Source organism: Actinoalloteichus hymeniacidonis, assembly GCF_014203365.1.
GTDB lineage: Bacteria > Actinomycetota > Actinomycetes > Mycobacteriales > Pseudonocardiaceae > Actinoalloteichus_A > Actinoalloteichus_A hymeniacidonis.
In genome coordinates, this window is record NZ_JACHIS010000001.1 from 5,371,796 (window position 1) to 5,389,314 (window position 17,519).

Below are 17,519 nucleotides of genomic sequence, written 5' to 3' on the forward strand. Positions count from 1 at the left end.
GACTCATAGCTTTGTGTCCGGACACAAGGAGGTTGACCCGTGAACATGCATCGAGAGTCCTCGCCGGATGCGGCGGTCCCGGAGTGGGAGCGTCGGGCTCAGGATCGCCATCCGGCGCGGAGTTTCGCCTTCTACCGGCTCTTCTATGGGCGCGATACCGCCTACGGGCCCTGCAAGGCGCAGTTGGAACTGTCGGAGTGCCGCAGGCGGCTGATCCTTCGGCCGGGCTGCGTCTATCCATTCGCCGTCCTGCTGGATCGCGCCGAGGTGCTGTTCTTGGTGCTCGGCTTGTCCGGGGATGTACGCAACGAGCTGCGGGTGACGCGGGAGCGACCGCGCGCGGACGAACCGACTGTCGCGGGCCTCACGGTGGAGCAGCACGGCAGGCGGCTGGGCATCGCGGTGCGGTGGGGCGATCAGGAGATGGTGATGACCTTCAGCCCGGAGCAGCGCGAGGCCTTGGTGGAGCTGCTGCGCGCCGGCCTGGCGATGTTCCCGTTGCCTCCCGGCGAGCAGCCCAGCGAACCCACGGCGTCGCCAGCCGAGCCTGCCGCCTAGGGAACCGGAAGCTGAGGTGGCCGCGACCATGATCACCTGCCCTGCACCCCGCTGGCCCACCGTCGATCCCGACGCGCCGGGCCAGGACCGGTGCTCTCAGACGACTCGGACGAGGAAGCGTCGAACCGCCTGTTCCGATCACCACCACAGCTGGCGCCAGACCAAGACGGTCGATCACGGCCAGGTCGCCCTCGTGCATTACCGGTGCGCCTGTCGGTCCTGCGTGGACTGTCCGGCCGCACTCGTCTTCCCACTGACCCCGCATCGTTGGCGGGGCAGCCATCGAGGCGGCGAGTCCGGCGGCAGGCCCACGCTGCTACGTAGGCTGGGCCGGTTACTCGGCAGCCTCGGCTCGGCACGAGACCGACGTCAACGACACAGAAGCGCAGGAAACGACTGTTCGAGCTCCAACTTGAATGCGAAAACAATTCAATTACCGACCGTCGGGCAGCCTGGTCGACTTATCAGTATTCGGAACATCGGAAATAGCTGCCGAGCGAGACGGATTCGCAGCTAAAACCCCCCTTGCCTGCGGTTATCTGCTCCATTCGTGGCGATCTGTCTGGTTACGACGTAGCTGCGAGAACTCGCTGTTACCGTGTGATCAACACCAACAGTCGCGGGTGGACCGTCGAGGGGGAAACGGGATGTCCTGGCTCGATGACCTGGGAAATCAGGTCAATCAACAGGTCGGTCGGATCGGTCAGATCGGATACAACAACCGCGTCGACTTCGGCCCCGGCGACACGGCCGGGAACAGCACCATCAACCTCAAGGTCGACCCGGCGAATGTGCTACAGGCCAGGAAAGTGCTGTTGGACGAGGCAGATCGGCTGCGCCGCCTTCTTAACCATGTCAGGTCCAGGCTTCAGCTACATCCGATGGGCGGCGACCCTGCATCGATCGACTACGCCAGGGTCGTGACCGACAAACTCCTCGACAACCCCGACTCCTACTTCAACCGCTGCAGTCAGTACGTGGAGAACCTCCGGGCGGGCGCCGTGGCACTTGCCGAGACCGCCCGGCAGTACGGCTACACCGAGGACGAGATCACCGACTCACTGCGCGCCGCAGGCAACACGCTGCCGGGAGACACCGATGCGTAACCGACCCACCGTCCTCGCTCTGGTGCTCGCCACCACCCTGCTTGCGGGCTGCGCGACCGAGATATCAGGGCACCCAACGCCGTCCACCCCCACCAACCCCACCTCGCCCAGCGGGACCGATTCGGTCCTTCCGCCACCACCGCAGGAGATCGACATCAACCAGGTCAACGAGGACCCATGTGTTCTGTTGACTCCGGAGCAACAGGCCGAATACGAGTTCGATGTCGATCCCGAGATCACCCACGACTTCATCCAGGACGGCACTCGGTCCTGCTACTTCGCCAAGATCCAGGAGAATCCCGCACACAGCGTCGTCGTAATCCCGCTCCCCACCGAACCGGCCGACCTCTTCTGGGGCAGCCCCAACGGTGTACAGGAGATCATCGAGATCGCCGGGTTCCCCGCGATGCAGAACCACCTCACCGGCGATTCCGCAGGCTGCTTCGTCTACGTCAGTACCGCCCAAGATCAATCACTCGCGATTCAATTCAACGACGACGACATGGACAGCAACATCGAAGCGGTCTGCGAGAACGCCCGCCGCGTCGCCACCATGGCCACCGAGACTCTCGTCGCGCTCCACGGCAGCTGAACCATCTCCACGGGGGAGAACAACACCATGCACGTCGAAGGCAGCGGGGACGAGATCCGCTACACCCGCTACGAGGGCTTCTCGCTTCAGGAGAAGTACGACTGGATGCAGGCGGGCCGGGGACCCGATGCGGCCGAGCAGGTTCGGGAGGCGCTGGGTGAGTTGGCGGGCTCCATGGCCGAATCCGACGTGGTGCTTCGGGGGGCGTTGAAACCACTCGGGATGGAGTGGGAGGGCGCGGCGGCCTCGGCTTTGGGCGCGGCGGGTGCACAGGCAGCCGCGTGGAGCCTGGGCAGTAGCGACGCGGCACAGGCCGCGAGCATGGGCATGACGGCCTCCGGCGCGAGTTTCGCGCTGGCCCGCAACAGCGTCGAGCCGCCCGCCGCCGTGTCGGGTCCCAGCACGGGTGAGCTATTCGGTCAGGTCTTCACCGGGCCCTTCGGCGGGCTCGACGACACCGTTGCCGAATTCGAGGCCGAAGCGGCCAAGGGCCATGACGCCGATCGGGCGCTCTACGCCTACGAGAGCATGTTGCGCGAGGCCAACAGCGGGATGGGGCCGATTCCCGCACCGCCGCAGATCGTGACGCAGGATGCGCGCCATGATCCGGCGGCACCGGGGCAGGACCGCACCGGGCCGGTTGGGCCGCCACCACCCGAGGTGGTCGGGCCCCCGTCGCCCGGGCCTGCCGAGCCCACCGACCCACCCGGCAGCCGAGCGCCGATCCCGCCCACCGAGCCGGGCCCCGTTCCAGAGCCTCCGCCGCTCGAAGCCGTTCCGCCGCCGTGGGGCGGCGAGCGTCCTCCCCTCCAGCCCGAACCACCGTTCCTGCCCGAACCACCGGTGTTTCCCGGGCCACCACCCGCCGATCCCGGCCCGCCCGGCCGGATCGACCGGCCGGATCCCCCCAGCCTCACACCATCGTGGAACCACCAACCAACGCCGGTTACTCCGGCACCTCCCTCGACCGGCCCCGCTCCGATCGGCGGCGGGCACGGTGGCAGCGGATTCGGTCCGTTCGGTTCCGGCGGTGTCCCCGCGCCGGGCGGCGGATTCGGCAGCGTAGGCGGTCCCGGCGCAGCTCCCGGTGTTCCGGGCGGGCCCGGCAGGTTCCCCGCAGGCACTGGCGGTCCGACCGGACTCGGCCCCGGCTCGGCTGCGGCGGGCGCCGCAGGTCGCCCGGGTATGGCGGGTGGATTGGGCGCGGGTGGCCTCGGCGCCCCCGGTGGCGGCAGATCCGATTCCCCCGAGGACGTGGAGCACAGCAACCGGTACGCCGCGCCCAGCGACGAGTTCTTCGGGCTGGACGATCTGCCCTCGGTCGCGCCTGCCGTCTTCGGCGACGAGCCGCCCAGGCGCGACCGGTGATCGACGCAGCACCCCTCGAACGCCACATGACCCTGTCCAGCACCGAGTTCGACGTTTGTTGGGAGCTGCTCGGACTCGGTGAGAGTCCCGTGCAACTCCAACTTCCCAGTCCGGGCCGAACCTGGGCCGAGCGCAGGGAGATCGTCGAACACGCCCTGGCCGGGCTGGCTCAACGGGAGCTGGTCCGTGGCAGGGAACCGATTCCCGAGCTGGCCGCGACGCTGGAGTTGCTCGTCCGCCATGAATGGACGGTCGACGCCCACCTCAGCCTCGGCAGGCAGGTGACCGCGATCGGAGCCGTCCACGGAGTCAGCGGGGCATTGGTGGTGCACTCCGGCGACGCGGTCCGGCTCACCGCGCTCGACGGCAGGCGGGTGGTCGCCGCGATCGTCGAGCTGCTGGGCGATGCCCCCGCCGCCGCAGGGGATTCGATCAGCGTCCGAGCCGATGTCCTCGGGACGGCGGCCCGAGACGCGGCAGGCGATCCGCACCGCTTCGCCGAACTGCTCGCCGCCGGTGGCGAACGTCCGGCGACCGCCCGTGCCCTGGCTCGAATGGCCGGGGCCCCGATCCGATTGGGGCAGTTCGGGGTCGGAGTGGCACTGCCCTCGGGAGGTCGCAGGCGGGCGTCGCGGGTGCTCGCCTTCCACGACACCGAATCGGGGAGACACCTCCAGCTTCGGCGTCGCACCGAGAGCGGTGATTGGCTGACCATGACGCCTGCCGACAACAGGAAGATCACCGCCGCGCTACAGGAGCTGATCGACGAGACGCGGTCCGACTGATCGGGCGCGTTTCGACCGCTGGCAGCGCAATCCCCGGTACGGTGCTCACCGAACGTTGCAGAGTGATCACTGTGCGAAAGGTTTTCGGTGATGGACTGGCTGGCGGATCTGGGCGATCACATCCGGGAAACCCCCCGGCGTGGTCCTGAGCAAGACAACAATCGCATCGTCGTCGGTGGCGATGCGGGTTCGGAGCAGGGCACCGTCGACCTCGCCGTCGACCCCGACAACATCCTGCAGGTCCGCGCGGCGCTGCTGGCCGAGGCCGAGCGACTGAGCGGAGTTCTCGCGGAACTCCGGTACGGACTTCGTTTCGAGCCGATGGGCTCCGATCCCGCGTCGATAGCCTTCGGGCAACTCGCGACCGGCAGGCTGTTGACCAACCCGGACTCCTACTTCCACCGCTGCACGCAGTACGTGGAGAACCTGTACGTCGGCGCCGAGGCACTGGCCGAGACCGCTCGACGCTACGGCCACACCGAGGACGCCATCGCCGCGTCGTTCGTCTCGCTGACCGTCACCGCAGGGGGATCGAATGCGTGAACACGTCGCCAGAGCCCTGTTGGCGGCCTGCGCCGTCGCCGGTCTGACCGCCTGCAGCTCCGCGAGCACCGGCCAACCGCATCGCGTGTTGCCCGAGGAGAGCCCGACCATGTCGAACTCGCGCGCGATGGCCACCTTCTCATCCCCGACCTCTCAGAGCACGGCCCCCGCCTCGGAAGCCGATTCCTGTTCTGCCGAAGCCGACGGACGGCCCCACTCTGCTCAGCAGACCGCGCCGACCGAGATGCCGGTCTGCCCGAGCAGCGAGACCAGCAGTAGACCCGCCGACCACATCGACTCGAAAGCCCCCGAGGGGCCCTCGGCTCCCATCGAGAACCCGAGCACAACGCCGCACCCCGCCGAGAACGCCGAAACCACCAGCGCGCCCGAACCCACCGCCGCAGCGGAACCGCCGTCCGATCAAGAGGCAGACTGTCTCGCCGAGGTCGCCGCCGCAGCGGGCGAATCGCTCAACCTGCCGATCCCGGTGCCCGCCGAAGGCCAAACCCAGGGCAGCGGCGATCCCTCCTGCGAAGAGGCTCGCCGGGCGGCCGCGTCGGCGGCGGAGCACTTTGCCGAGTTGCGAGGCAAATAGTCGGGCACAGTGCCGAGTTGCGAGGCAAATAGTCGGGCACAGTGCCGAGTTGCTAGGCAAATAATCAGACACAGCGCCGAACTGCGAGGCAAACAATCAGACACGGCTCCGAGCCATTGACGCCCCGCCCGGCCCCACCCCGGAACCGGTCAGTCCGGGTAGTCCCGGCAGAACCGCGCGAAGTCTCGGAGCGACTTGCGCAGGCCCCATTCGACGGCGGGACGCGCGGCCACCCAACCGATCTCGCCGAGGATTCCCAGCGGCAGGCTGAAGCTCTCGTACCAGAGGAAGATGCTGTGGTCCTCGGTCACCGGGTCGGGCAGGATGCGGAAGCCGCCCACGCCTCGGACCACTTTTCCGGTGTGCCGCACCTCGACGGACCTCGGCGGGTTCCAGGCGGTGATCTCCATCCGGTCCAGAATGCCGATTCCGCCGATAGCGCTGAAGGCCGCGAGCCGAGATCCGACTCCTCGGCCGTCGCCCTCGACGACGTCGACCTCGGTGCCGAGCATCCATTCGCCTTGCCGGGCCCAGTCGGTCGCCGCCGCCCACACCGTCGAAATCGGAGCCGGTACCGGCTCCTGCAACCGCACCGTTCCACCGGTCATGATGCCCCTCCCGTCTCCCCGTGCCCTTCGCTCGCACCGGGACGATCCGATGGAGTGCTTTCCTGGTCGGGCACCGTCGTTTCAGCAGCACTGCGCACGTCGGATCCGGCGACCGAGGTACGCGATGCCGAGACGCCTTCCGCGTCGGCCGAGACCGCGGAGTGCTGTTGTGGGCCCGGGGCTGGAGTCTGCTCGGCGCTGCGCTGCCGCGACACCTCCAGCTGCGTTTCCAGCTGTGATACCCGCGTCCGCAGTCCATCGAGTTCGTCGGCGATCTTGTCCAACGCCCAGTCGACCTCGGTCATCCGATAGCCGCGAACCGCCTGTTGGAAACGCAGAGCCCGGACGTCGTCCCCGGTGGAGCCGTTCTTCGGCAGGGTCGTCGGGGTGACACCGGGTGGCAGTGGCGCCAGCTGCTCACCGTTGCCGAAGATCACCGAGGCGAGCAGGAAGACGACTGCGGCAACCAACAGCATGACGGCGAGGTAGATGAGCAACGTGGTCACAGCATCAGATCGTGGCATGGTCCGCCACGCGGGACACGGAGGGACCGTTCAATGATCGGGTGTGTGGCGCGATCAGAGCCGAAGGCTCTGCATGGCGAGCCAACCTAGTCGGCTCATCACCAGCGAGGTGACCGACATGACGATCACCATGCCCGCGTCGTGGAATGCCTCGGGCCGGTAGTACATCCCGAGGCCACACACCAGGAACAACGTGGTTCCGTAGCTCAGGATGGCCACCATGTTGAAGCGGGTGAGCATGGTGCTCAGGACTCGGGGCGAGATGCGGCGGCTCATCACCCGGACCACTAGGAGTACGGCCAAGACGATTACCGCGAGCACGATTCCCGACAGCGCGGCCGCACCGAAGGCCAGTCCGGCCAGCGGGGTGTCCTGCGCAGCGGTCACCGCGCCCGACCAGTGCCCGGTGATCAGGCGTCTGCCGCACTCCCATAGCGCGACGAGTAGGACGGTGGCCGCCAGCAGGGTTCGGACCGTGCCGAGTCCGTGGCTGACGGCGAGTTCGGCCTGGCATTCCTCGGCGACCAACTCCACCCGGCCGAATTCGACCACCGCTCGGTGTTGGGCGTCGGCTTCGGAGAACCCGCCGTCGCGGTATGCCTCAGCGGCGTCGTCCAGACTGTGCCGAATCTCGGCGAGCAGCTCCGACTTCACCGATCCGGGACCGGAAAGCCTGCGGTTGAGCGCGACGAGATAGTCCTCGATCATGCCCGAGCAGGCCATGCACCGCCTCCGAGTACGCCTTCGATGGCTCGGGTGAACTCATGCCAGGCGGCCCGTTCTGCCGTCAGCGCTCGTTCGCCCGCTGCGGTGAGAGTGTAGGTACGCCGCTGCCTGCCCCCGACAGTGCTCCACTCGCTGCCGACGTAGCCCGCTCGTTCCAGCCTGCGCAGTGCCGGGTACACGGTGCCGGTGGGTAGGTCGAGAGCCCCGCCGCTGCGGAGTTGGAGTGCCTCGATGATCGCGTAGCCGTGCAACTGTCTGCCGTCGAGGGTGGCGAGCAGGAGTGCGTCCAGATGACCGCGCAGTGCGTCCGACTTCACAACAAGAGTGTAGGGCGTCACACGACACGCAGTAGCAGCACTACCCATCAGTAGCACCCGCCCCGTTCCGCGCAACGGAGTCCGATCAGCGAATTCAGCCCGCGTCACCTGCGGGGATGACTCCACTCGCACCCCACGGCCGAAATGGCGGGTTCCCCCGATTCAGCCTCAGTCTATTGCTTAAGCAAACATCATCCCAGTCGGTGGATGAGCGGCGGGATGTCGGTGGGTCGATCGGCCTCGACGACCGGTCGGTTCACGCCAGTGCGCGGAGCACCCGCGCAGGCGGCCGGGTGCCCGCGATCGAGGCGACCATCTCCAATACCTGCCGGGTTCGCCCCACCTCGTGCGCTCGGAACACGGCCGCGCCCTGCCAGGCCGCGATGGAGGTCGCGGCCAGGGTGCCGTCGACCCGGTCCTTGGGCCCCGCATCCAGGGTCTCGCCGATGAAATCCTTGTTGGAGACCGCCATCAGCACCGGCCAACCCGTGCCGACCAGTTCGTCGAGTCGGCGCAGCAGGGCCAGTCCATGCCAGGTGTTCTTGCCGAAATCGTGGGTCGGGTCGATGAGGATGCCCTCGCGAGGCACGCCCAGCTCCACCATGCGTTCGGCCCGCTCCACCACCTCGGAGATCACCTCGGCGACGACGTCGGTGTATCGGACGCGATGCGGATCGGTCCTGGGTGGCAGTCCGCCGGTATGCGAGCACACCAATCCGACCTCGAATTCGGCGGCCACCTGGGCGAGGCCGGGATCGGCCCCGGCCCAGGTGTCGTTGAGTAGGTCGGCACCCACCGCGCAGACCTCCCTGGCCACCGACGCCCGCCAGGTGTCCACGCTGATCACCAGGTCGGGGTGGCGTGTGCGCACCTCGGCGACCAGCGGAACCACCCGCTCGATCTCCTCGGCGGCGTCGACGTGCTCGCCCTGCGCCCCGGCGCGGACCCCGCCGATGTCGATGATGTCGGCGCCATCGGCGACGGCCTGAGCCACGGCGGCCAGTGCGGCCTCCCTGGCGAAGGTCGCGCCCCGGTCGTAGAAGGAATCCCTGGTGCGATTGACGATGCCCATCACCAGCGCACGATCCGAGTCAATCCGTCGGTTTCCGAATCGCAGTGAGGGCACCTCTCGATGCTGCCACGATCTCGGCTGCGGTGGCAGCACCGGTCAGTGCGCGTCCTCCCAGGCCTGGTAGGCCTCGTGAACCACCCGGACCGCGTCGTCGACGTCGTCGGTCAGATGCAGCAGCGCGAGGTCTTTCTCGCCGATCTTGCCGCCAGCGTGCATGCTGTCGCGCAGCCAGTCGTAGAGACCGCCCCAGTAGTCCCGGCCGAAGAGCACCACCGGGAACTTGGTGACCTTCTTGGTCTGCACGAGGGTCAGCGCCTCGAAGAGCTCGTCGAGGGTGCCGAAGCCGCCGGGCAGCCCGATGAAGGCCTGCGAGTACTTCACGAACATCGTCTTGCGGGCGAAGAAGTAGCGGAAGTTGACGCCGAGATCGACCCACGGGTTGAGGCCCTGCTCGAAGGGCAACTCGATGCCCAGCCCCACGGAGTAGCCGCCCGCCTCCGAACAGCCCCGGTTCGCGGCCTCCATCGCGCCGGGGCCGCCACCGGTGATCACGGCGAAGCCCGCCTTGGCCAACTCGGCACCCAGCCTGCGACCGATCTCGTACTCGGGGTGCTCCCGTGGTGTGCGGGCCGAGCCGAACACGGTGACCGCCTTGGGCACCTCCGCCAGCGAACCGAAGCCCTCGACGAATTCGGCCTGGATCCGCATCACCCGCCATGGGTCGGTGTGCACCCAGTCCGAGGGACCGCGTGAATCCAGCAGCCGTTGGTCGGTGGTCGTCGTCTCCTCGCGTTGGCCGCGCCGAAGCACCACCGGGCCACGCCGTTTCTCCTTCGGATTCTCCTGGCTGTCGCCGCCGGTGTACCCGGGTCCGTCACCGTTCGTCGTCGAATCGGGGTCGATAACGCTCATGTCGACCAGGGTAGGAGCACAGCGTGACGATGGAGACGACGGTGGATGTGCAGGCGGCCGAATACCGGGTTAAGAAGAACGCTGACCGAACGCATCGGACGACACCGGCTGGAGTGGATCCATGAGTGTGCCTGAGCCGACGAAAGTGGCGATCATCTATTACAGCTCGACCGGCAACGTCTACACGCTCGCGCAATCGATTCTCGCGGGTGCCGAGCAGGCCGGGGCCGAGGTTCGGCTGCGCAAGGTGCACGAGCTGGCGCCACCGGAGGCGATCGCGGCGAATCCGGCCTGGCAGGAGCATGCCCGCTCCACCGAATCCGTGGCGGAGGCGACGGCCGACGACGTGCTCTGGGCCGACGCGGTGGTCTTCGGAACCCCGACCCGCTACGGCAATGTGGCCGCCCAGTTGAAGCAGTTCATCGACACGCTCGGACCACAGTGGTCGCAGGGTCTACTCGCCGACAAGATCTATTCGGGTTTCGTCTCGACGGCGACCCTGCATGGCGGCCGGGAATCGACCCTGCTCGCCCTATACAACACCGTGCATCATTTCGGTGGAATTCTCGTCACCCCGGGTTACACCGATCCGATTCAATACGAGGTCGGCACGCCCTACGGGCCCTCGCATGCCGATGGTCAGGGCAGCATCCCGGTCGCCGACGCGACCAAGCGGGCCGCCGAGTTCACCGGACGTCGCATCGTCCAGATCACCACCCAGTTCAAAGTGGGCAAATCCTCGGTGCATTAGTCGCCTGTTCAACGGCCCCTTCCGGCGGTCGATCGACCCACCGGAAGGGGCACGAGCAGTGACCGTCCAGCCGCCGATTCCGTCTTTTATGGGCATTTCCGCGCTTTCACCGCCATACCGACCGGCCTGCCGTTAGCTTCTGCGGCGAGGCGGAAGGAGCGGGCGTGGAATACACGATCACCATCGAGACGCTGCACACTGCGGCGGCCACGGCTCGGTCGGCGGGCGAACAAGCCGGGGCGGTCGCACTGGGAAACGCCTCCGAGGCACTGGCCGAGGCGATGCCGGGCGGGAGCACCGCCTCGGCGGCCCAGCAACTCACCGAGCGTTGGAGCACCCGGTTGACCCGCTGGTGCGAGGACGTCGTCGAGCATGGAACGGCGTTGGAGACCTCCGCCGCGACCTATCAGGACGGCGAGGACACCGCTAGGGACGACCTGATCCTCGCGGGCGATCGGCTACCGGACGGGGGCCGGTGATGGTCGGTCTCTCCGAGGTCCGAACCTGGCGACCCGCGGCGCTGGAGACCGTCTTCGATCAGCTCGGCAGACACCGCGACACCCTCGTCGGGCTGGACGACGAGCTCTCCGACGCCAAAGCCCCCGAAGGGTGGTCCGGCGAGGCGGCGGATGCGGCGGGCCGACGACACGACGAGATCAGCGAGGAGATGCGCAGGCTCGTCGCCGGAATAGCCGCGGTACGTCGCGGCACCGCGGAGGCGGCCGATGCCCTGGTAGCCGTGCAGCAGGCGCTGACCGAGGCCGAGGAGCTCGCCCGCGTCAACGGTTTCCAGGTGCAGGACGACGGCGTCGTGCTCGACGTCGCACCGCCGCAGGTGGAGCCCAGCCAGGTCGAGACGGTGCGACGGGAACGCGAGTTGGTGCGTGCCGAGGTGATCGAGCGGATCGCCCAGGTCGTGCGGCGGGCCGCCGATATCGACGCGGACCTCGCCGCGATCCTGACCGCCGCCGCCGATGACGCGGTGGACGACGGCGATGCCGTCTCGCTGGCCGATGCCGAGAGCGCAGGCGCCGACCAGGGCGCGCTGTCCACCCTCGGCCCGCCCGAATCCGACAACCCGGCCGCCAACGCGGGTTGGTGGAACTCGTTGTCCGAGGAGGAACAGGCCCAGCTCCTCCAGGATTCCCCTGAGTTGATCGGCAACCTGGACGGGCTGCCCGCCTCGGTCCGCGACGAGGCCAACCGGGCCCAGCTGGACGGTGAACGGCAACGGTTGGAGGCGGAGATCGCCGATCTCGAAGCGCAGTTGGACGATCGCTTCCTCGGCGGCTGGTTCACCGATCTCGACGACCGACTCGATCAGGCCCGGGAGCAGCTCGCGGCCGTGGACGCCATCGAGACGACCTTGGATCGCGGCGACCGGCAACTCCTGCTCTTCGATCTCTCACACGAGCAGGCCCGAGCGGCGGTCGCGGTCGGCGACGTCGACACCGCCGATCACGTCGCCGTCCTGACCCCGGGTTTCACCACGACGGTGCAGGACAGTCTCGAGGGATACGACAACCAGATGCGTGATCTGCAGCGGCAGGCGGAGGACGAGTCGCTGCGCTACGGCGACGGCGGTTCGGTCGCCACGGTCGCCTGGCTCGGTTACGACGCCCCGCAGGCCGATCTGGGCCTGTTGAACCCGAAGGAGGCGGTGTGGAGCCCGCAGCCCGCCCAGCGCGGCGCGGAGGATCTCGCCGACTTCTATCGCGGCATCGACGCCTCGAGGACCGAGGACCCGCATCTGACCGCGCTCGGTCACTCCTACGGGTCGACCACCACCGGTTATGCCCTGCAGCAGGAGACCGGCGTCGACGATGCCGTCTTCTTCGGATCGCCGGGACTGGGCACCTCGGACGTGACCGACCTCCAGGTTCCGGCGGGCAGCACCTACGTGATCGAGGCGCGTAACGACTTCGTGGCGGATCTCGGCGGAACCGCGCCGTTCGGCATCGACCCGAACCAGATGGACGGGGTCACCGGGCTGTCGGCTCGCGAGGAACAACTCCCCGATGGCAGACGCCTCAACGAGTCGGAGGGCCACAGCGCCTACCTGGCACCGGACAGCACCAGCCAGTACAACATGTCCGTGATCGTCAGCGGCAACGCCGACCGCGCGGTGCACGACGACGGTCGGGGCTTCGGCGACTGGCTCTCGCGGCCCGTGCCGGGCACGTACTGATGGCGGGCGACCCGGTGCGGACGACGAACTCGATACTGACGAATGTGGCGCTGCCGAAGCGGCGACGCGCGCGGGGGCTGCGGGCCATCGCGCTCTCGGCCGTGTTGCTCGCGGCACCGTTGCTCGCGGGCTGCGGCGCTACGACGGGAGAAGGGGACACCGTGAACGACGATCGTGCGGTTCTGCTGGAGCGGCCCAGCATCGAGCAGATCAGCGAACGTTACGAACAGATGCAGGAGGCCATCACCGCGCGGCTGTCCGATGAGCTGGGCCCCTGGGAATGGGTCAACGACGAGAACGCGACCAGCGCGGGGTGCGCGGAGTTCCCGAACGTCGGCGGCGAGAGCCGCGCCCTGGACCGCAGGCACTTCAAGGGCAATCTGCCCGATGAGAGTTGGAATCGGGCCGTGGAGATCGTCGTCGAGATCGGCGGCGAGTACGGCTTCGGCGAGCCGGAGACCGTGGTGGACCGCCCCGGCGACCACGAGATCGTCGGACGCGATCCGTTCGGCGCGCGCTACACCTTCGGCACGGCGGCGAACACGCTGCTCACCGTCATCACCGGCTGCCATCTGCCCGAGGAGGCCATCGACGGCGCCTGATTCGCGGTCCGGCACGTGGCCCGCTTCGCTCGCGTTCGGTGTCCGAGCGAGGCGGGCGCATCCGATCAGGCCAGGAAGTCGCGCAGTACCCGGGCGCAGCGGGTGATGTCGGCGACCCGGACGTGTTCCTGCTGGGTGTGCGCCAGAGTGGGGTCGCCGGGGCCGAAGTTGACGGCGGGCATGCCCAGGGCGGCGAACCTGGCGACGTCGGTCCAGCCGAGCTTCGCCGCGACATCACCGCCTGCGGCGGCCACCAGTTCACCAGCCGCCGGTGCGTGCAAGCCCGGCAGCGCGCCTGCGGCCCCGTCGACGACGGTGATGTCGAAGCCATCGAAGATCTCGCGCAGATGATCGGTCGCCTGCTCCAACGAGCGGTCCGGCGCGAAACGGTGGTTGATCCGCACCACGCAGGAGTCCGGCACCACGTTGCCCGCGACGCCGCCCTCGATCGCCACCGCCTGCAGACCCTCGTGATAGCGGCAGCCGTCGATGTCGACGATGCGCGGCTCGTAGTCGGCCAGCCTGCGCAGTACCTCGCCCGCGCCGTGGATGGCGTTGCGGCCCATCCAGCCGCGCGCGGTATGCGCCCGCTTGCCCTCGATGCGGATCTCGATCCGCATGGTGCCCTGGCAACCGGCCTCGATCGAGGCATTGGACGGTTCGCAGACCACCGCGAGGTCGCCAGCCAGCCAGTCCGGTAGTTCGCGTTCGATCCGGCCGAGTCCGTTGAGCGCGGCGTCGATCTCCTCGCAGTCGTAGAAGACGAAGGTGAGGTCGTGCCTCGGTTCGCGAACGGTGGCGGCCAGGTGCAGCATCACGGCGTCGCCGCTCTTCATGTCCACCGTGCCGCAGCCGTGCAGGACGGTGGCCTCGCCCGTCCCCGTGCGACGCAGCGGCAGGTTGTCGTTGATCGGCACGGTGTCCAGGTGCCCGGCGAGCACCACTCGCGAGGCACGGCCGAGCCGGGTGCGCGCCAGGACCGCGTCGCCGTTGCGCACGACCTCCAGATGCGGTGCCTGGGTCCGCAACGCCTGCTCGACGGCGGTGGCGATGGTCGCCTCGTCGCGGGAGACACTCGGGATGTCCACCAGGGCGGCGGTCAGCTCCACCGGATCGACGGTCAGGTCCAGGTGCGGCACGGTGACGGTCACGATCAGCACGGTACCGACCTCGGTCGCCATCGCGCGCCCGACCTTCCCAAGCTGCGCTGCTCCGTCCGAGGGACGAGGTCGGATTCGCCCCCGGCTGACCAGCGGAGGTGAATATCTTGTGCTGGTTTGCCCGTTCTCGAAGGCCTAGGAGCCGACCACCGTGCGACCCCTCAGTTATGCCCTGTTCCTCCCGCTCGTGCTGGCGGTCGGCGCATGCAGTAGCGGTTCCAGCCGCGACACCGCCGCCGAGCGGGGACCCAGCGAACAGGAACTGACGATGAACGCGATCTGCGAGGACTTCTGCCCTCGCTATGACGAGCTCGACAACGACCCCTGCGCCAGCCTCGATTCCTCCGCGCACCACGGCGCGAACTGCGTCGGCTTGGTGCAGGGACACCTCGACCTGGTCGACGAACTGGAGGTTCGGCTGCAGACCGATTTCGATCGTCCCAGGTTCGACGACCAGATCGAGCGGGTCCGGAGTAATGGCCAGGAGTTCCTTGAGAAGTGCACGGAGCCTGCCGACGACCCGGAGTCCGACGGCGGCCAGGCACAGCCGCCTGCAGGCGGCGGGCCGAGCGGTTTCGTCGGCGACGCCCCCGCAGGCTTTCCCTTCCCGTTGCCCTTCCCCACCCCGCCGGGAGACGAACGGCCGACGACCGAGCCACAGGACGACGTCGAGACGCCCGAGGCGCCGCCTCTCCCCGAGACCGAGGAGGCCCAGGACAACTCTCGTGAGGGCATCCGAGGCCGGTTGCGCGAGGGACAGTGCGAGAACAGGGTCTACGCGATCAAGACAGCCGCCTATGACATCAGCACCAGCCTGGCGTGGGACATGCCTTGAGGGCTCGGGTGCCTGCCTACGAAGTCAGAGATACCGTGACGCCGTGACCACAGCGCAGAACCCGGATCAGCAGAGCATCGGAGCCTACGGCGTCGGCCTGGCGACCATCACCGGCGACGGAACGGTGTTGGACACCTGGTTCCCGATCGTTCGGCTCGGCCGGGCGGAGGAGAGCGGGCAGGCGAACAGCGCGGCGACGACGGAACCCGTCGCGACCAACACCACCGCCACCGACGACACCACGACGATCGAGACCACCGGTTCCGGTTCGGGAACCGTGCGACTCGACCCGGCAGCGGCGTCCGCCGCGCTCGGGGCCGCAGGTGCCGCCCTCGTCGGAACCGACGAGGCCCGGGGCGTCGAGATCGTCGCCGTGCGCACCGAGATCGGTGCGCTGTCGGACGCGCCGATCGATGCCCACGACATCTACCTCCGCCTGCATCTGCTGTCCTCTCGGCTGGTGCGGCCGCACGGCCTCAACCTGGACGGCATGTTCGGCCTGCTGTCGAACGTGGTGTGGACGAACCACGGGCCCGCGCCCGTCGAGGACTTCGAGGCCACCAGGCTGCGGTTGCGGGCTCGCGGCCCGGTCACCGTCCATCAGGTCGACAAGTTCCCCAGGATGGTCGACTACGTGCTGCCCTCCGGTGTTCGGATCGGCGATGCCGACCGCGTCCGGCTCGGCGCGCACCTGGCGGTGGGGACGACCGTCATGCACGAGGGCTTCGTGAACTTCAACGCGGGCACGCTGGGCGCGTCGATGGTCGAGGGTCGGATCTCGGCGGGTGTGGTGGTCGACGACGGTTCCGACATCGGCGGCGGTGCCTCGGTGATGGGCACGCTCTCCGGCGGCGGCACGGCGACGATCTCGGTCGGACGCCGCTGCCTGCTCGGGGCGAACGCGGGCCTGGGGATCTCGCTCGGCGACGACTGCGTCGTGGAGGCGGGCCTCTACCTCACCGCAGGCACCAAGGTGGCTCTGCCGGACGGCGTCGTGGTGGCGGCCCGCGACCTCTCCGGTCGCTCCGGCCTGCTCTTCCGCCGCAACTCGACCACCGGCGCCGTCCAGGCGCTGCCCAAGACGGGTACCGGGGTGGAGCTGAACTCCGCCCTGCACGCGAACGACTGAGCAAGCACGGTCGGTCCGGCGGGGACGGCGCGGCGCGGCCCGTCCCCCCGGTCGACCTCAACCCGGGTCAGCCGCCGTACTCGGCCCTGATCCGGTCCGCGTAACCGGCGTACTCGGCGGCGGCGAGGAAGGCGGAGCGCATCGTGCCGTGGTCGGCGATGCCCTGGCCGGCGATGTCGAACGCGGTGCCGTGGTCCACCGAGGTACGCAGAATGGGCAGGCCGACGGTCACCGAGATGGTGCCGTCGAAGTCGAAGGTCTTCGCGGCGATATGCCCTTGGTCGTGGTACTGGGAGAGCACGCCGTCGTACTTGCCGACCAGCAGCTGGTGGAAGACCGAATCGGCCGGGATCGGACCGAACACCTGATCGCCCTGTGCCTTCGCCCGTTCCACGGCGGGCCCGATGTGCACGATCTCCTCGTCGCCGAAGGCGCCGTTCTCGCCGCCGTGCGGATTGACCGCAGCCACCGCGAGTCTGGGCTCGTCGTGGCCGAAGACCCGCAGCGCGGTCAACGCCTCCTGGATGCCGTGGAACACCCGTTCCTCGGTGAGCTGATCGAGCGCCTTGCGCAGCGAGAGGTGTCGGGTGGTGAAGAAGATCTTCTTGTTCCGCACCACGAACATGGTGTTGTTCCTGGTGCTTCCGGTCAGGGTGCCGAGCATCTCGGTGTGACCGAGGTGTTCGGAGCCCGCCGCCCAGATCGCCTCCTTGTTGATCGGGGCGGTGACCACGCCCGCGACCTGCCCGGCCAGTGCTGCCTCGGTGGCGACCTCGATGGCCCGGACCGCCGCGGCGCCCGCCAAGGCCGAGACCTCGCCGTAGGGCACCTCGCGGTCGCCGACCACGCCGATGTCCCAGCAGTGCACGACACCTGGACCAGCGGGTTCGACATCCCAGGAGGTCACCGGCTCGACTCTGGCATCGAGCCCGTAGGCGGCCAGTGCCCGGCGCAGTACCGAGGGGTCGCCGACGGCGATACCCCGGGCGGGGGCGTCGCTGTCGAGTTCGGCCAGCGTTCGCGCGGTGATCTCCGGGCCGATGCCCGCCGGATCGCCGACGGTGACGGCCACGACCGGAATGCTGCTCATCGCTGCACTGCCTCCTGGTACCCGCGGACGTCGGCGTCCGTCGTTCGCTGCTTAAGGG

General features: G+C 68.5%; 20 protein-coding genes and 1 pseudogene. 13 read left to right on the plus strand and 8 right to left on the minus strand.

All coding sequences use genetic code 11. The annotated features are described in order from the left end of the window. The first annotated feature begins 39 nt into the window (after nt 1–39). The 7 genes from BKA25_RS22630 (at nt 40) to BKA25_RS22660 (ending at nt 5,547) form a co-directional block, all read left to right on the plus strand. Entirely contained in the window at nt 40–558 is a 519-nt protein-coding gene (locus BKA25_RS22630) for a hypothetical protein (RefSeq protein WP_069846821.1), read from the plus strand. A 647-nt stretch (nt 559–1,205) separates the two neighbouring features. Further along, the gene (locus BKA25_RS22635) at nt 1,206–1,664 is read left to right on the plus strand and encodes a hypothetical protein (RefSeq protein ID WP_069846820.1); all 459 of its coding nucleotides are present in this window, start codon (nt 1,206–1,208) and stop codon (nt 1,662–1,664) included. After that, on the plus strand, nt 1,657–2,256 hold the full coding sequence (locus tag BKA25_RS22640) for a DUF3558 domain-containing protein (RefSeq protein ID WP_084642536.1): 600 nt from the start codon (nt 1,657–1,659) through the stop codon (nt 2,254–2,256). Before BKA25_RS22635 ends, BKA25_RS22640 begins: the two co-directional genes overlap by 8 nt. A gap of 27 nt (nt 2,257–2,283) precedes the next feature. Then, nucleotides 2,284–3,624 (plus strand): PPE domain-containing protein, encoded by a 1,341-nt coding sequence (locus tag BKA25_RS22645; RefSeq protein ID WP_069846817.1) that lies wholly within the window; start codon nt 2,284–2,286, stop codon nt 3,622–3,624. Then, a complete protein-coding gene (locus tag BKA25_RS22650) occupies nt 3,621–4,409 on the plus strand; it encodes an ESX secretion-associated protein EspG (RefSeq protein WP_157420948.1) in 789 nt (262 codons plus the stop codon). The genes BKA25_RS22645 and BKA25_RS22650 overlap by 4 nt, the downstream gene beginning before the upstream one ends. 90 nt (nt 4,410–4,499) lie before the next feature. After that, nucleotides 4,500–4,952 (plus strand): hypothetical protein, encoded by a 453-nt coding sequence (locus BKA25_RS22655; protein ID WP_069846813.1) that lies wholly within the window; start codon nt 4,500–4,502, stop codon nt 4,950–4,952. Then, nucleotides 4,945–5,547 (plus strand): hypothetical protein, encoded by a 603-nt coding sequence (locus tag BKA25_RS22660; RefSeq protein ID WP_069846811.1) that lies wholly within the window; start codon nt 4,945–4,947, stop codon nt 5,545–5,547. The genes BKA25_RS22655 and BKA25_RS22660 overlap by 8 nt, the downstream gene beginning before the upstream one ends. Nucleotides 5,548–5,696: 149 nt before the next feature. Here BKA25_RS22660 and BKA25_RS22665 read toward each other — a convergent pair whose 3' ends face one another. The 6 genes and pseudogenes from BKA25_RS22665 to BKA25_RS22690 all read right to left on the minus strand — a co-directional run bounded on the left by BKA25_RS22665 (nt 5,697) and on the right by BKA25_RS22690 (nt 9,706). Next, on the minus strand, nt 5,697–6,155 hold the full coding sequence (locus BKA25_RS22665; RefSeq protein ID WP_069846810.1) for an SRPBCC family protein: 459 nt from the start codon (nt 6,153–6,155) through the stop codon (nt 5,697–5,699). 200 nt (nt 6,156–6,355) lie between these two features. After that, nucleotides 6,356–6,661 (minus strand): annotated as a pseudogene (locus BKA25_RS28080) (DivIVA domain-containing protein); the annotation flags it as partial. Between the two features lie 72 nt (nt 6,662–6,733). Continuing rightward, nucleotides 6,734–7,387 carry a permease prefix domain 1-containing protein gene (locus tag BKA25_RS22675; protein ID WP_157420947.1) on the minus strand — a complete coding sequence of 218 codons (654 nt, stop codon included), beginning with the start codon at nt 7,385–7,387 and terminating at the stop codon, nt 6,734–6,736. Then, nucleotides 7,384–7,722 (minus strand): PadR family transcriptional regulator, encoded by a 339-nt coding sequence (locus BKA25_RS22680; RefSeq protein WP_069846804.1) that lies wholly within the window; start codon nt 7,720–7,722, stop codon nt 7,384–7,386. Before BKA25_RS22680 ends, BKA25_RS22675 begins: the two co-directional genes overlap by 4 nt. 256 nt (nt 7,723–7,978) lie before the next feature. Continuing rightward, the gene (gene folP / locus BKA25_RS22685) at nt 7,979–8,848 is read right to left on the minus strand and encodes a dihydropteroate synthase (RefSeq protein WP_157420946.1); all 870 of its coding nucleotides are present in this window, start codon (nt 8,846–8,848) and stop codon (nt 7,979–7,981) included. Nucleotides 8,849–8,890: 42 nt separating this feature from the next. Then, nucleotides 8,891–9,706 (minus strand): LOG family protein, encoded by an 816-nt coding sequence (locus BKA25_RS22690; protein ID WP_084642533.1) that lies wholly within the window; start codon nt 9,704–9,706, stop codon nt 8,891–8,893. Nucleotides 9,707–9,827: 121 nt separating this feature from the next. On the opposite strand from BKA25_RS22690, the gene wrbA reads away from it, so the two are divergent. The 4 genes from wrbA to BKA25_RS22710 all read left to right on the plus strand — a co-directional run bounded on the left by wrbA (nt 9,828) and on the right by BKA25_RS22710 (nt 13,247). After that, nucleotides 9,828–10,457: an NAD(P)H:quinone oxidoreductase gene (gene wrbA / locus BKA25_RS22695; RefSeq protein ID WP_069846803.1), complete on the plus strand. Its 630-nt coding sequence runs from the start codon at nt 9,828–9,830 to the stop codon at nt 10,455–10,457. Between the two features lie 164 nt (nt 10,458–10,621). Then, complete coding sequence (locus BKA25_RS22700) at nt 10,622–10,936, plus strand: hypothetical protein (protein ID WP_069846801.1); 315 nt, start codon at nt 10,622–10,624, stop codon at nt 10,934–10,936. After that, nucleotides 10,936–12,645: an alpha/beta hydrolase gene (locus tag BKA25_RS22705; RefSeq protein ID WP_069846799.1), complete on the plus strand. Its 1,710-nt coding sequence runs from the start codon at nt 10,936–10,938 to the stop codon at nt 12,643–12,645. Before BKA25_RS22700 ends, BKA25_RS22705 begins: the two co-directional genes overlap by 1 nt. Nucleotides 12,646–12,689: 44 nt before the next feature. Next, nucleotides 12,690–13,247: an LppA family lipoprotein gene (locus BKA25_RS22710; RefSeq protein WP_236750481.1), complete on the plus strand. Its 558-nt coding sequence runs from the start codon at nt 12,690–12,692 to the stop codon at nt 13,245–13,247. A gap of 65 nt (nt 13,248–13,312) precedes the next feature. Here the strand turns inward: BKA25_RS22710 and dapE are convergent, their stop codons facing one another. Then, entirely contained in the window at nt 13,313–14,386 is a 1,074-nt protein-coding gene (gene dapE / locus BKA25_RS22715) for a succinyl-diaminopimelate desuccinylase (RefSeq protein WP_069853273.1), read from the minus strand. Between the two features lie 172 nt (nt 14,387–14,558). Between dapE and BKA25_RS22720 the strand changes: the two genes are divergently transcribed. Together BKA25_RS22720 and dapD are read left to right on the plus strand one after the other, a co-directional pair. Further along, a complete protein-coding gene (locus tag BKA25_RS22720; protein ID WP_069846797.1) occupies nt 14,559–15,242 on the plus strand; it encodes a hypothetical protein in 684 nt (227 codons plus the stop codon). Between the two features lie 43 nt (nt 15,243–15,285). Next, the gene (gene dapD, locus BKA25_RS22725; RefSeq protein ID WP_236750480.1) at nt 15,286–16,371 is read left to right on the plus strand and encodes a 2,3,4,5-tetrahydropyridine-2,6-dicarboxylate N-succinyltransferase; all 1,086 of its coding nucleotides are present in this window, start codon (nt 15,286–15,288) and stop codon (nt 16,369–16,371) included. A 67-nt stretch (nt 16,372–16,438) separates the two neighbouring features. On the opposite strand, the gene pdxA is transcribed toward dapD, so the two are convergent. Next, nucleotides 16,439–17,461 (minus strand): 4-hydroxythreonine-4-phosphate dehydrogenase PdxA, encoded by a 1,023-nt coding sequence (pdxA, locus tag BKA25_RS22730; protein WP_069846796.1) that lies wholly within the window; start codon nt 17,459–17,461, stop codon nt 16,439–16,441. Nucleotides 17,462–17,519 lie beyond the last annotated feature (58 nt).